The organism is Mycobacterium kubicae, from assembly GCF_015689175.1.
In the GTDB taxonomy this organism is placed as follows: Bacteria; Actinomycetota; Actinomycetes; order Mycobacteriales; family Mycobacteriaceae; genus Mycobacterium; species Mycobacterium kubicae.
This window is the reverse complement of sequence record NZ_CP065047.1, coordinates 3992007-4005931: the sequence shown is the minus strand read 5'-3', so window position 1 is coordinate 4005931 and position 13925 is coordinate 3992007. Positions and strand designations below refer to the sequence as shown.

The window sequence follows — 13925 nt, the reverse complement described above, 5'->3', positions numbered from 1 at the left end:
TCCAGGCCGAAGTCGCCCCCATGCGACTGTTCGGTTCGGTGTGTCAGTCGGCGAGGTCGGCTTCCGCGATGCGTCCAGAGTGCGAACGCAACGTGGCCGACACCTCGTGAAGCTCGTTGGCGCCCAAGTCGGATGCTTTCGTGAAGGAGCCATGCACCTCGTTGAGGGTGTGGGCGACCCGTTGTGAGACCTCGTCGTGGCCCGATGCGATCACGTTGAGGTTGGGCGCCTCGGTTTCCAGCACGCGCTGCATGCGGTTGGCGAGTTCGTCGAGTTGCCTGGTGACCTCGGTGACCTCGTCGGGCCGGATTGACAGGCGGTTGTGTTCAGCCATTGCGGTGCTTCCTTCTATATCCGAAGTTTGATGTCGGGGTCGTCATCGGGGTTGGGTACGGCTTCACCGATCACCGGTGGGGTAGCGGTGCCGAGATCACCCACAATCTCGCCGCCTTGGTCGGTGGTGTGCAGGAACGACGCGGACGTGTGGCTGCCGCTGGCACCCGCTTTGCCGCCGTGCGCCCCGTAGCCGGCGGCGCCCGGAGCCATCATCCCCGCGCCGCCTATCCCGGCAGCGCCGATAGACGGTCGCGCCGCCGCGGCCCGGGCCATGGCGGCGCCGGCATTGCTCTCGTTTTGCACCATCGGCGAGGACGGTGTCGCCCGGGCCGGTGTGGTGGCACCCGGCCCGCCACCGCCGCCGTGGCCACCGCCGCTGGGATGCGCCGCGCTGACCATTCGGCCCGCATGGCCCAGCGCAGCAGCCGGCGAGCCGGCGCCGGCAGCCCCCTGCGCTGCCTGCCCCAACCCGGACGCCAAACTGGTGCCCGCTTGCATGCCCGCCTGCAGAGCTTGCGTGCCTGCCTGCACGCCCATGGTCAGCGGCATCATGCCCACCTGCAGCGCGGGGCCGATCATGCTCATCCCCACCGACATCATCGGGCCTAGCATTCCCATGGCCATCTGGGGGCCCTGGGTGATCGCGACCGGCGCGCCGGTCGCGGTGGTGGTGGCCGCCTGACTGGTCAGGGTGCTCTCCAGTTCGGTGATGCATTCGGTGGCCAGGGCGCTGGCTCGGGACGCAGATTCGACCATGTTGGCTGCGGTCCAGGGCAGCCCCGCCGCCAGCGCCTCGAGTTCGTGTTGGCACTGCGTGAGGATTTCGAGCAGCCGTGCCTGACCCTGCGCGACGTTGGCTGCCGCCGCGGTGTATTCACCGCCCAAGGCCGTACCTTGCGCGCCGACGGCGGCGCCATTTGCCAGCGTCTCTCCGGTCTTGGCGGCGGCCGCACCGGCACCGGCACCGGCCCAACCCTGGCCGCCCATGCCGCCCATCATCTGGCCGAGTGCTTGTTGCAGCCCACCCGCCGCAGACTGAAACGCCTGGGAGACGCCGTCGAACATCTGCGTCGGATTCATCCCCTGGAAGAGGCCGGGTCCCAGCGTGCCGAGCATGTCGGTGACCGGTTTGAGCAACCCGCTGGCGAAGTTGCTGCCCATCCCGCCCGGCGCCCCGGTTAGCTGGGCCGGGATATCTTCGCCGGGGAGCCCGGGTAGCGCCAACTCTGGGCCCCCGGAGGGCAACTGCCCGAGATTGAACTGGTTCAGGATGTCCTGCACCGGCCGATTGAGCCAGGCTTGCAGGTCATTCTCGATCTGATTGACGACCGGCTGGTGATCGAAGTCGGGAAATGGATCGACCTGGCCGGGTAACCCCGCCTGCGGGGCAGGGTCGGCGGTGCCCATCTTGTGGTCCTAGACGTCAGTCGCGGAATCCGCGGCGAGGTAGGCGGCTTGCGAGATGTGCGTCGCGCCACCCAGCAACGCATGATTGGTCGCGGTGAGCATCCCGCTGGTGACGTTGTTGGCCGTGGATTCGTACATCGCCGGGATCATGTTCGCTACGGCGATCGGACCCAGGGCCATCGAGAATGAACTCAGCTGGGCCGGAGTCACCGCGCTGAAAGCACTGGTGATCGCGGTGGACGCGGCCTCTTGTGCGGCCGTGAGTCCCTGCATGAACTCGGGTTGCATTTCGAAAGTCATGTTCGGCTTCTTCCCCCAAATATCCCGCTGACCTGTAGCTAACGCTGATCGTTCAACCTTAAGCGCCGCCCTCGGCTAAAAACTGCACGAATTTAAGCAGACCGTTGCCAAACGCGCGATTCACCTCGGAGCCGGCAGTAGGCCCAATTCCGTGGGGCGGCTACTCCGGGTGGACTGTGGTGCCGTCTGACCGGGTCAGCGGAGCCTTCTGCAGTTCGTCCATTCGGGTAGTGAATTCCTGGAGCAGGAAGCTGTACCGTTCCGCGGCTACGCGCGCCGCGGCGTGGGCGGTGTCGACGATCAGCTGCGCCAAGGCGTCGGGGTCCAGACTGCTGGCAGGAGGGCCCAGCCATAATCCGGTCAGCTGGCCCAGCCCGTCGACTTCGGCGCTGACCGCCCGGTCGCGGCTGGTCACCCGCGCTGTAATCGATTTCGACTGCTCGGTCATCGACTGCAGCAGGTCACGCTGCTTGATCGCCCGTGCGATCACCGACTGCGCCAAGCTCGTCACAGCGACCTCATCCATGTGGCCGGAGGTTCGTCGTCGTCGTCTTCACCGAATAACTCTGCTTCGGCCGTGGCGAGGTCCTCGTCGGTGGGCAGGCCGAGCTCCCGGATCACCGAGGGCGCTATGCCCTTGTCCACCAGACCCTTTCGATAAGCGACCTGCGCGCGCAGCGCCGACAACCTACATAGCGCGAGGATCTCGGCGGCCAGCTCGTGCGGGGGCCTGGCCAATTCACTCCGGTCGATCCGCAGCGCTGTCGGCAGCCCGCGCTCGGTGGTGACGACGGCGATGGTCCCGGTGCGGGACCGAACGGGTTGCTGTGGTGGCATCCGGCCTCACCTCCCCGGCTTCGACCCACTGCGTAGACGACTGCTTAGACATTAGTGCCAAGCCGCGGGGAAATTCGGCGAGGAAATGCGACTCGGCAGATCGGTACAATACGTTCTACCGCCAGGACGTGGGGGAAGGACGCTACGTGCTCGCTTCGCGGGACTCGGGTGCGGATTCATCGTGGCACGAGCGTCGCCGACGCACGTGAAGTGGGCACGAAAGTAAGGACACCGATTCGATGAGCGGCACCAGGGATGCGCAGCGGGTGTTCGACGCCGGCGTGTTGTCACTGGGGATCCCCATCGACGGGCTGGAAACCGATCGCGACGTGCAATACGCGGCGCTGGCCTTCAAACGCGCGACTGAGCACGACCCCCAGATGAGTGACGCGTGGCTGGGACGCGCGGCGGCCGGTGACACCAGCAGCGAGGTGATCTACCACCTGTGGCGTACCAGCAAGGAGAACCTGAACCGCGAACAGCGCCGGCTGGGACTGCCCCGGCACGCCCTGAGCGGCCGGTTCCAGACCGGCTTGTACCTCGACTACACATTGAGCACCCTTACCGAGGTATGGCTGGCGTACGCGGCCAGCTTGATCGAGGGCAAGGACTACGACGAGGCCGAGCGGGTCCTCGACGAACTCGACATCATGCGACGGTCCATGCCCGATGGCGATTCGGGTGCAAACGAGATCTGCGCGTACGTCCGGGCGGTGCTGCACTTCACCACCCAGCGCTGGCCCGATGTGCTGACCGCGCTGGCCGATTCGGCGTCCTTCACCGACGAATACATCGCTGCCGGGGCCCATCTCATGGTGGGTTCGGCGTGCGCGCAGATGGGGTTGTTCGGTGAAGGCATTCGCCGGCTCGATCAAGCGATCGAGGGACCGATTCCAGCGGCACGCCGGGCAGCGGAATTCTGCAAGGGCCTGACGCTGCGGGAGATGGGCAAAGAACCCGAGGCGCGAATCATCTTCGAGCGGATCTACAGCGAAGAGCCTGGCTTCGAAGCGAATGCCGCAGCGCTGCACGACCCCAAATACCGGCTCATCATCAGCAGCAAGGAAGTCATCGAATCCCGCACCAACAAGTGGGATCCCAGCACGGCCCGCAATGCCCAGGACATGGACGCCGAGAGCCTGACCGAGCGGGGCAACGAGTATCTGCGCGCCGCGCAGGTGGAACTGGACCGCCAGATCGGTCTGTCCGACGTCAAGCTTCAGGTGGCCAAGCTCAGGTCGGCGGCGATGCTGGCCAAAGTTCGAGAAGGCAAGGGCCTCAACACCGCATCACGCAGCCTGCACTTGGCGTTCACCGGCCCGCCCGGAACGGGTAAGACCACCATCGCCCGCGTCGTTGCGCAGGTCTACTGCGGGCTGGGGCTTCTGAAAACGCCTGCGGTCATCGAGGCCAAGCGAAGCGACTTCGTCGGCGAACATCTCGGCAGCACCGCGATCAAGACGTCGGCTCTCATCGATTCGGCGATGGACGGGGTGTTGTTCATCGACGAGGCCTACACGCTGATTCAAAGCGGATTGTCCGGTGGAGATGCGTTCGGCCGCGAGGCCGTCGACACCCTACTGGCCCGGATGGAGAACGACCGCGACCGGCTGGTGGTGATCATCGCCGGATATGACGCGGAGATCGACCGCTTCTTGGCCGCCAACGAAGGAATCGCCTCCCGCTTCACCAAGCGGATTCGGTTCGGGTCCTATAACCCGGCCGAACTGGGGGATATCGGTCGGTTGATCGCCAAGATGCGGGACTCCGAGCTGTCCGACGAGGCCTGTGACGAACTCATCTCGGCGTGCACCACCCTGTACGAGGGGCAGTCGGTCGACGAATCGGGCACCCTGCGCCGCGACATCGACCTGGTGGGCAACGGACGGTTCGTGCGGAACGTCATCGAAGCTGCCGAGGAAGAACGCGAGTATCGGCTAAGCGAGCGCCTGGACGTGAGCGTCGAAGACCTCGACGAAACAGAGTTGATGCGTATCGAGGCCAGCGACATGCGCGCCGCCCTGGAAAGCGTGCTGGGGATGTCCACCCGCCAGCTGACTTCGAGAACGCGATAGTGAGCGACGCCGACGCGCCCAAGCCTGCTTCGGGCTTCAAACGCAGCAGCGATGCGGACACGAATCCGATTCCGGTGGCGCAGATTCAGGCCAAGCTGGCGCAGGAGGAAAAGCAGGCTCAGGAGCCCGAGGCAGCGCAGGAACCCCCGGCCGCGCCTGGTGCCGATCAGCCGCCGGCTCAGCCGGCGCATCCGGGTCCGATGGCAGCCGGTACTCGAGTCATGGACCTGCCGCCTGTGCCTACCGCGAATCCCATTGCGACAGCTCAAATCCCCGCCTCCCAGGCGGCCCCGCCTCAACCCCAGCCTCAGCCGGTGCGTCCGGGCCCCATGACCGAAGGCACCGCCGTGGTGCCGATCCCGCCTGTGCCCGAGCGTCCGGCGGCCCCGCCGCCTCCCACGCCTGCACCGCCGGCCGCCCATTGGCAACCACCGCCGGCGCCACCCACCCGACCGGACCCCCGGCTGCTGCCGCCGGGGCCAATATCTGCGCCCGTGGCAACTCCATTCACCAACGCGGCCCCGAGTGCCCCACCTCCGTATCCGGGTGTCCACGAGCCCCGGATGCCGTCGCATACCGACCTGGGGTTGGTGCGCCGCGCCAGGCCCCTGCCGCAAAGCGGATGGCGCAAGGTCGTACACCGTGTCACCGGGTTGACTCCCAAGGAATCCGAACAGGAGAACACCCGGCAAAGGCTGGTGGCCCGGGTAAGCCAACCGGTCCGCGGTGACTACAGCATCGCCGTGTTGTCGATGAAAGGTGGAGTCGGCAAGACCACGACGACCGTGGGACTGGGCTCCACGTTCGCGGCCATCCGCGGTGACCGTGTGATCGCCGTTGACGCCAACCCCGACTTCGGCACGCTGGCGCAACGCGGGCCCGACCAGAGCCGCTCCACGGTGCGCGATTTGTTGTTGGACGACAACATCTTTCGCTACTCCGATATCCGCCGGCACACTTCGCAGAGCACGAGTCGCCTGGAAATCCTGGCGTCGGAACGTGATCCGGCCACCTCGGAGGCTTTCTCCGACGCCGACTACCGCGTCGTGATCCGGCTGCTGCAGCGGTTCTACAACCTCATCCTCACCGACTGCGGGACCGGACTGGTGCACTCGGCCATGGAAAGTGTGCTGGACGAGGCGGATGCCATTGTGCTGGTCGCATCACCGGCCATCGACGCCGCCCGCAGCGCATTCGCAACGCTGGACTGGCTCGAGCACCATGGCCGCGCGCATCTGGTGCCCAACGCGACGGTGGTCATCAGCGCCGCCCGGCCGGGTAAGGCGTCGGTGGATATGGACAAGTTGGCCGCGCAGTTCCTCACCCGCATCCGCGCCGTGCACGTCATCCCCTTCGACGATCACCTGGCTCAGGGGTCGGAGATCGTCATGGACTTGATGGCCAGCCGAACTCGCCAAGCGTTCCTCGAGCTGGCCGCCTCGATCGCCGACGGATTCGCGCACACCAAACGAGGCGACCGGGCACCCCGCGGCTAGGACGCCTCCGGCGCGGTACCGGTTGTGCATCGGCGGCTTCCAGTGTGCCGCCGCGGCGGCGTCATCGCCGAAATCTCGCCCTGACCGCTCGGTCGGAACCCTCGGTGCCCACTCGGGACACCACTACCACTTCACCCGCCGCGGGCGGCGATCATGGCCGAGCGATTGACCTTGGTGGCCGCGGTGCGTGGAATCTGATCGACGAATTCCACTGTCTTGGGCACCTTGTACGGCGCCAAGCGACCCTTGGCGTACTCGATCACCTGTTGCTCGGTCAGCGGCGCGCAAGCTTGCACCACTGCGTGCACGCGCCGGCCCCAATGCGGATCCGACAATCCGATGACCACCACGTCGGCGATGTCAGGATGACCGGCCAGCGCTGATTCGACTTCTGCGGGAAAGACATTCGCACCGCCGGAGACGATCATGTCCGCGCGGCGGTCGGTGATGTAGAGGTAGCCGTCGGCGTCTAGGTGGCCGATGTCACCGGCGGAGCGGAAGCCGTCTTCGGTTTCCGGTAGCGGTGGGGCGCCGCCCAGATAGCGGTAACCGGCGCTCATCGGCGCGCGCAAGTAGACGTCGCCCTCCTCGCCGGGGCCCAGCGGACGTTTGTCGGCGCCCAGGATGCGGATTTCGGTGTCTCGGAAGCCCCGGCCCACGCTGCCGGGATGGGTCAACCATTCATCCCCGCGCAGGGCGGTCAGGCCGAGGTTTTCCGTCATGCCGTAGGCCGTCACGATCTGTTGCGGGCTGAGCAGTTCGAACCAGGTCTGCAGCAGCGTCGGCGGCATGACCGCGGCGCCCTGCAGGATGAACACGATGCTGGACAGGTCGCGCTGGCGGATGTCAGGTAGGGCGGCGATGCGCTTGAGCATTGTGGGTGTAGCCGTGAAATTGGTGATCCGATACCGCTCAATGGTGTCGACCACCAGAGCCGCATCGAACTTCTCGAGCACCACGAGGTGGTCACCGCCCAGCATGAAGGGCAGGGTGGCAAATCCGTTGGTGTGGTACATCGGCGCGGGCACCAGAATGGTCTGCGGCTGGGGCACCGGCGTCCAGTTGGCCAAGAAGGGCTCGCCGTGCTGAGGCGTCCACAGCGACGGCGCCAGGTTGAGGATCACCTTGGGCACACCGGTCGATCCGCTGCTGCAGATCCCGTTGGCCATCGGGGATACCGCTGGGGGAAGCGGACTTTCGGACTCGCCGCGCGCACGTGCATCCAGCTCCCACCGACGCTCCTCGTCGACGACCACCACGGGGTTGATCACCGCACGCACCCGGTCGCGTTCCCATTCCGGTAGATCCCAGTGCATTGGGACCGGAATCGCGCCAATCTTCCAGCAGCCCAACGCCGTCAGCACCAGGTGCTCCGAGTTCGGAATCGCGATGGCGACCAGCGATCCGGTCTCGGCGCCGTTGGCAGCTAGCGCCCTGCCCCATTGATTGGCGCGCGCGTCGAGTTCACCGAAGGTCAGAGTGTGGTCGGTGCCGTCGAGGGCGACCGTGGTCAATCCCGGCTGGTCGCTTCGTTGCTCGGCGAGCTCTTGGAGCTTGAGACCAAACGGAATCCCCTCGTCGAGCGGATTGGCCGCTACCCCGGTCGCGACGGGATTGGTGGTCATGCCGGTATGGGTCCATTGAACAGCGTCTCGAGCTGGCCGTCGCGCACATCGCTGATCAAGCGCAGGCTCAGCGCCTCGGCGCTCAGCGGCAATCTGATGAGCGGTTGGGTGTGCCGGTCCAGGACGCTCACATCGGATTCGTCACAGAAACCCAACGCGCCGAGCAGCTGATGTGCGGTGCGCAGCACCTGCCGCGCGGTGTCGGCGGCTTTGAGTCGCAATACCAGCGCATCTGCTGAATAGGCAGATTTGGGAACGACGTTGGTGCGCGACAGGGTGAACTTCGCGAGTTCCTCTAAACCCCGTACCGCGACGGACGCATCGGCGACGGCGAACCGGACGGCCTGGAAGTCCGCCAGCGGCTTGCCGAACTGTATCCGGGCGAGCACGTGCTCGGTCACGATGTGCAGTGACTGCCGCACTGCCCCCAGAATCCGCCATGATCCCAGCACGAGATGAAGACTAACGTCGGCGGCCGCGACCGCGCCGTGCGGCCCGCTCAACGTGGCCGGAACCAGAAACGGTCCCAATTTCGCGGCGGTCCGCGCCGCCGGTTGGGCGTCGTAGCGGTTGCCGTCGAGATCGGCGGCGAGCCAACGACCGGGCAGGTCGCCGTGGTCGATTCGCGGTGCCTGCGGATCCACCAGAGCCAGCCGCGCACCGTCGACGGCCAGCAATTCCTCGACCAGGGGATAGGGAAGCGCCGCGGCGCCGGCTGCTCGACACAGCACCGCCGCAGCGAGCAGGTCGTCGGGCTCCTCGCGGACGTCGAGCTCGAGGGCGCCGAGGTCACGCAGGGCATCATTGGCTGCCTGCCGCACGCCGTCGTCGGTCTCCGCGCGCAGCGCCGCGGCCGGTCCGCCCAGCCGCTGCAGCCGCTTGGCGGCGACGGCGGCGAAGTCGATGATGTCTTGCGGTAGTTCGGTATTCACCGGTGCTCTCCCAAGACTTCGCGTGCCACCAACATGCGTTGCACTTCAATGGTGCCCGAGGCGACGGTCGCGGCCTGGGCGTACCGCCAATGGTCTTCGATGGCGCCATGCAGCGACGCCGAGGTGCCGCTGTCCAAGGCCCGGGGGCCCAGCACGTCGAACAGCAACTCCGCGACCTGCTGGTCGCAGGTCGTCGTGGCGATGCGCGCGGCACTGGCCGCCGCACCCGCCGAACTGTCGTCCTGCAGCGACACGGCGCGATAAGCCATCAGTCGGGCTACCCGCAAGTCGACCAATGCCCGAACCCAACGGGCACGGATCGATTCGGGCAGCGCGTCCCAGTCGTCACCGAGTTCGGTACGCATGCGGTGCAGTAAAGATTCACACCGGGCATAACGGGCAATGCCGACGCGTTCGAACGCCAACGCCTCGCGCATCACGCGCCAGCCGTCACCGAGTTCGCCCAGGACGTCCTCCGGGTACGCCGGCACGTCATCAAGAAACATCTCGTTGAGGTGATGAGGCCCGAGCATGGAAGGTATGGGCCGCACGGTGAAGCCGGGACGGTCCATCGGGATCAGAAACAGGCTGAGTCGCTTCGGTTTTGGCGCATCCGGGTGCGTGCACGCGGCCAGCACACACCACGACGCCATCCGCGCGTAGGACGTCCACACCTTCTGACCGGTGATGCGCCAACCATCGCCGTCGGGGACAGCGCGGGTGCGCAACGAGCCCAGATCCGTTCCTGCCTCCGGTTCGGAGAACCCTTGGCACCACACCACTTCACCGGCGGCGATGGCCGACAGGTGCTTGGCCTTCTGTTCGGTTGTTCCGTAGCGCATCAAGGCCGGACCCACCCAGTTGATGCCCATGTACTGCGGACCACGCGGCTCGTGGTGCGCCCACATCTCTTCCCGCAGCACGGTCTGCTGCCATACCGAACCGCCGCCGCCGCCGTGCTCTTTGGGCCACGCCAGGGCCAGCAAGCCCTCGCTCGCCAGTAGCTTGCAGAACGATTCGGTGGTGGCCAGGTCTTGCGGATCGTCGGTGCAGGCACCGAGGAAGTCGGCGGGAATGTTCGCCGATATCAATTCGCGCAAGTGAGTTCGCAGTTCACCGGCGTCATCGCCGAGGTCGTAATCCATCGTCATCCCTTCGGCAGCCCGAGCAGTCGCTCGCCGATGATGTTGCGCTGGACCTCCGACGTTCCGCCGTAGATCGTTGCGGCCAGTGCATCTTGACGTTCGAACAGCAAGTCTGGATCGCTGGTGGAAGCGGGCCCCGCCGCGGCCGCGCTGAGTTCCCAAACCCGCTGCAGGGTAAGCGAACCCAGGAGTTTGAGAATGTCGGCCTCGGGGTTGCGACGTCCGGCCAGCTCGTTGCCCAAGGCGCGATAACCGGTGGCTCGTAGCGCTTCGGCGTCGGCGATCAGCGAACCCAGTTCGGTGTAGATGTCTTCGTCGGGCGTGCCCTGGATCGAGTCCAGTCCGCGTTTTATCTCGACCCAGTTCATGATCCAAATCATTTGACGCTCATGGTGCAACGACGACAACGCGACGTTCCAGCCGCCGTGGCAGGGCCCCAGGAGGTTTTCCACAGGCACCTCGACATCGTCCAGAAACACTTCGCAGAAGGTCTCGTCGGAAATGGACGCCATCCGGATGGGTTCGATCTTCACACCCGGCGAATGCAGATCCAGGATGAGGCAGGAGATGCCGCGATGTTTCGGAGCATCGGGGTCGGTGCGGGCATACAAGGTGCACCAACGGGATTCGTGAGCCTGGGTGGTCCAGATCTTGTGCCCGTTGACGCGGAACACGTCACCGTCGCGATCGGCGCGGGTGCGCAAGCCGGCGAAGTCCGAACCCGCTTCCGGCTCGGACATACCCAGCGCCCACCATTCATCGCCGCGCAACAACGGCACCAGCAGGCGATCGATCTGAGTGGGTGTGCCGAACTGGCGGATGCCTGGCGCCGCGACATTAGGGCCGGCGATGTTCGGCAGTTTGGGCGCGGAGCGCAGCGCCGCCTCGATGCGAATCTCCATTGCGTCACGCAAGCCCAGCGATCGACCGCCGTGTTCGCGTGACCACGTCGGTTGCAGCCAGCCCGATTCGAAGGCCGCCCGCTGATAGTCGCGCCGCAGGCCGATATCCCACCGGTAGCGGCGGTACTCCGCGTAGTAGTCGCGCGGCAGAAACTCCGCCAGCCATGCCGTGAATTCCTCGACCACCGCGCTCATGTCGCGGCTCCAGCGAACCGGCGGCCCACTTCGTGGTACAGCGCCCGGCTGTCGCCCAGCAGGGCGGCTCCTTGCCACGCGTGCCGCATGTAGAGATGCGCGTCGTGTTCCCAAGTCTGGCCGAGCGCCCCGTGCACTTGGACGGCCGTGCGTGCACAGTTCACCGCGGCTTCGCCGGCGGCGGCCTTCGCCAGGGCGGCCGCCGTCCAGTCGTACGCGTCCGCGGCGGCGTAGGTGAGGCTGCGGGCCCGTTCCACGCTGACGTAGTTGTCGGCCAGCGCATGCTTGATGCCTTGAAACGCGCCGATCGGCGTGCCGAACTGACGGCGGGTCTTCGCGTGCTCGACCGCGCGGTGCAGGGCGGCGCTGGCGACCCCGACCAAGTCGGCGGCGGCGGCCACCAGCGGTGCGGTCAACGCCGCCTCGATGCTTTCGACGGGAGCGCTGGCGACGGGTTCGGTGTCCATGTCGACGGGGGCTCCCGGTCGGGCCGGGTCTGCAGATTCACCGGCACGCACGGTGACGCCGTCGCCGCCGCGTGCCACCGCGACGACCAACCCGTCCGGTGAAGTGGCCAGCGTGACAAAAAGTTCGGCACGACCCGCGTTGGGCACCGCGACGGCATGTCCGCTCAAGCGTCCGCCGCGCAGGGTCATCGGGGCCCCGGGAAGCCGCTGGCCAGGAGAATGGGCGACCAGGGTGGCCACCGCGCCACCGGCGATCTCCGCCAGAACGTCATGGCAGGCCGAACCGCAATATCGCAGCACGCCGGCGGCCAGTCCGATGCTGCTCAACAACGGAACCGGCGCGATGGCAGCACCGCATTCCTCGAGCACGATGACCAATTCGACCGGCCCGTACTCGCCCGCCTCGTCCGGCGCCGCCAGTTCCGTCCACCCGAGGTCCACGATTGTCTTCCACAGGGTCCGCCACCGCTCTGGATCGGACATGGCCTGGCGCGCGGCATCGGGCGGACACTCGGCACGCAGGATGTCGCGCACGGTGTCGCGCAGCGCGAGCTGCTCCGAAGTCAGAACGACATCCATAAGACCCCTAACATAATAAAAATAGTAAACTAGCGACGCGGGTGCAATCTCAAGACGCATGGGTGGTGGGAATGGTCGAGTGGTATCTGTTCCTGCCCCAACTACGGCTGCCGGTAGCCGACCTGGTCGAGCGCGCCTGTCATGCCGAGGCCAGCGGCTTCGACGGTGTCGCGTTCATCGATCACCTGGAAGCGCCCGGGCAACCGAAGGAAAACATCTGGGAGGCAATGGCCATCGCGACGTGGGTGGCGGCCAAAACGGAGCGATTGAAGATCGGCCATCTGGTGCTCTGCGATGCGTTTCGCCATCCCGCGGTGCTGGCCAAGCAAGCCGTCACCCTGTCCGAAGCGTCGGGCGGCAGGTTCGAGTTAGGGCTCGGGTCGGGGTCGTGGCCGGCCGAGTTCGCCAGATTCGACATCGGTCAGCAGGACGCGGCCGCCCGGGTCGAGCAACTGGAGCGCCACCTGGCCCTGATCACCGAATACTGGTCTGACGGCGAGCAGGGGCAGCGCCCGCAGCCAACGCATCCGATCCCGCTGATCCTCGGGGGCAGCGGGCGTCGGATGATGGAACTGGTTGCCAGATATGCCGATTGGTGGAACCTGCAGGCCAACCATCTGGACCGGCTGCCTCGCCTGGCGCCCGCAACGGGAAAAGCGCGAATCTCCGTGCAGCAGATGGTGGGGTTCGTCCGATCGGGCGATGACCCCGCGGCCGTGCGGGAACTCAGCACCAGGCGATTCGGTTACCTGGGAGCGGGACTGGTCTGTGGGGACGCCGGCGAGTTGATCGAGCACTTCGGCGGTCTCGCCGCGCTCGGGGTGCAGCGGTTCTATGTGTGGTTCTCCGACTTCGCAGCGCCGCAGTCCCTGGTCCAATTCGGTGAGGCGGTGATCAAGGCGTTCCCTGCCGCGCCGCGCGTCGGCGAACCTCGGTAGGCACCACCGGCGGACGAGCGAAGGGGCCTCGTTCGACGGCGCTCAGCCGGATCTCGGGCAGGTCGACCGACGGGTCCACGGTATCCAGCCACGCGACCGCCTCGGCGACATCAGCCACCCTGATCGCGTACATCTCGAAGGGAACGTCTTGCAGCATCTCGGTTTCCACCGGGCCCGGGGTGACGAGGTGCACGCTGATCCCGTCGCGGTCGACTTCAAGCGCCAAGGCGCGGGCGAACGCGTTCATCCCGGCTTTGGACGCGGAGTAGGCGGTGCGTGCCATCATCGGCTCGTGCGCCGCCGAGGAGGAGATGAACACCAGCCGTGAACCCGGCTGCATGCGGGGCAGGACAGCCGATGTCACCACGAAGCAGGAATCGAGGTTCGCCGAGATGATTGCCCGCCACTGTTCGAAGGTCTGCTTGCGCGCATAAGTTCCGCCGAGGGTGCCCGCCGCGTGGACCACCAGGTCGATCTTGTCGAGCGTGCCGATGGCAGTGGCGAATTCACTCGGTTCGGAGGCGTCGGCAACAAGGTAACGGGCGCCGATCTGTGCAGCACACTCCCGCAATGGGGCTTCGCGTCGTGCCACCAGGACGACGTCGTAACCGAGCTCACTGAGCTTGGCGCCGCACGCTTTTCCGATCCCACCGCTGCCGCCGGTGACCAGAGCCGTTCTCGCCGTTGTCAA

14 protein-coding genes are annotated in these 13925 nt (G+C 66.3%); 3 read left to right on the top strand and 11 right to left on the bottom strand.

Going from position 1 to position 13925, the window contains the following annotated elements; genetic code table 11:
- Positions 1-43: 43 nt before the first annotated feature.
- The 5 genes from I2456_RS18760 to I2456_RS18740 all read right to left on the bottom strand — a co-directional run bounded on the left by I2456_RS18760 (position 44) and on the right by I2456_RS18740 (position 2880).
- Positions 44-334, bottom strand: coding sequence for a PE domain-containing protein (locus I2456_RS18760; RefSeq protein WP_085074786.1), 291 nt, complete (start codon positions 332-334; stop codon positions 44-46).
- A 14-nt stretch (positions 335-348) separates the two neighbouring features.
- On the bottom strand, positions 349-1743 hold the full coding sequence (locus I2456_RS18755; RefSeq protein WP_068165423.1) for a hypothetical protein: 1395 nt from the start codon (positions 1741-1743) through the stop codon (positions 349-351).
- 9 nt (positions 1744-1752) lie between these two features.
- Positions 1753-2043, bottom strand: a complete 291-nt coding sequence (locus I2456_RS18750; protein ID WP_068032662.1) for a hypothetical protein — start codon at positions 2041-2043, stop codon at positions 1753-1755.
- A gap of 160 nt (positions 2044-2203) precedes the next feature.
- On the bottom strand, positions 2204-2569 hold the full coding sequence (locus I2456_RS18745; RefSeq protein WP_241007757.1) for a YbaB/EbfC family nucleoid-associated protein: 366 nt from the start codon (positions 2567-2569) through the stop codon (positions 2204-2206).
- Positions 2551-2880 carry a hypothetical protein gene (locus I2456_RS18740; protein WP_068032659.1) on the bottom strand — a complete coding sequence of 110 codons (330 nt, stop codon included), beginning with the start codon at positions 2878-2880 and terminating at the stop codon, positions 2551-2553. Before I2456_RS18740 ends, I2456_RS18745 begins: the two co-directional genes overlap by 19 nt.
- A gap of 239 nt (positions 2881-3119) precedes the next feature.
- Between I2456_RS18740 and eccA the strand changes: the two genes are divergently transcribed.
- Both eccA and I2456_RS18730 read left to right on the top strand, forming a co-directional pair.
- Positions 3120-4955, top strand: a complete 1836-nt coding sequence (gene eccA / locus I2456_RS18735; RefSeq protein WP_085074785.1) for a type VII secretion AAA-ATPase EccA — start codon at positions 3120-3122, stop codon at positions 4953-4955.
- Positions 4955-6451 (top strand): nucleotide-binding protein, encoded by a 1497-nt coding sequence (locus tag I2456_RS18730; RefSeq protein ID WP_241007756.1) that lies wholly within the window; start codon positions 4955-4957, stop codon positions 6449-6451. The genes eccA and I2456_RS18730 overlap by 1 nt, the downstream gene beginning before the upstream one ends.
- Before the next feature lie 131 nt (positions 6452-6582).
- Here I2456_RS18730 and I2456_RS18725 read toward each other — a convergent pair whose 3' ends face one another.
- Genes I2456_RS18725 through I2456_RS18705 form a run of 5 tightly spaced genes read right to left on the bottom strand, consistent with a single transcriptional unit; the run spans position 6583 to position 12296 of the window.
- Positions 6583-8076: a class I adenylate-forming enzyme family protein gene (locus I2456_RS18725; protein WP_085074784.1), complete on the bottom strand. Its 1494-nt coding sequence runs from the start codon at positions 8074-8076 to the stop codon at positions 6583-6585.
- Positions 8073-9008 (bottom strand): acyl-CoA dehydrogenase family protein, encoded by a 936-nt coding sequence (locus I2456_RS18720; RefSeq protein WP_085074783.1) that lies wholly within the window; start codon positions 9006-9008, stop codon positions 8073-8075. The genes I2456_RS18725 and I2456_RS18720 overlap by 4 nt, the downstream gene beginning before the upstream one ends.
- Complete coding sequence (locus tag I2456_RS18715; RefSeq protein ID WP_085074782.1) at positions 9005-10153, bottom strand: acyl-CoA dehydrogenase family protein; 1149 nt, start codon at positions 10151-10153, stop codon at positions 9005-9007. The genes I2456_RS18720 and I2456_RS18715 overlap by 4 nt, the downstream gene beginning before the upstream one ends.
- A 2-nt stretch (positions 10154-10155) precedes the next feature.
- A complete protein-coding gene (locus tag I2456_RS18710; protein WP_085074781.1) occupies positions 10156-11250 on the bottom strand; it encodes an acyl-CoA dehydrogenase family protein in 1095 nt (364 codons plus the stop codon).
- Entirely contained in the window at positions 11247-12296 is a 1050-nt protein-coding gene (locus tag I2456_RS18705; RefSeq protein WP_085074780.1) for an acyl-CoA dehydrogenase family protein, read from the bottom strand. Before I2456_RS18705 ends, I2456_RS18710 begins: the two co-directional genes overlap by 4 nt.
- A 71-nt stretch (positions 12297-12367) precedes the next feature.
- On the opposite strand from I2456_RS18705, the gene I2456_RS18700 reads away from it, so the two are divergent.
- Complete coding sequence (locus I2456_RS18700) at positions 12368-13234, top strand: LLM class flavin-dependent oxidoreductase (RefSeq protein WP_085074779.1); 867 nt, start codon at positions 12368-12370, stop codon at positions 13232-13234.
- Here the strand turns inward: I2456_RS18700 and I2456_RS18695 are convergent.
- Positions 13191-13925, bottom strand: a complete 735-nt coding sequence (locus I2456_RS18695; protein WP_085074778.1) for an SDR family oxidoreductase — start codon at positions 13923-13925, stop codon at positions 13191-13193. The two genes, I2456_RS18700 and I2456_RS18695, sit on opposite strands and share 44 nt — an antisense overlap.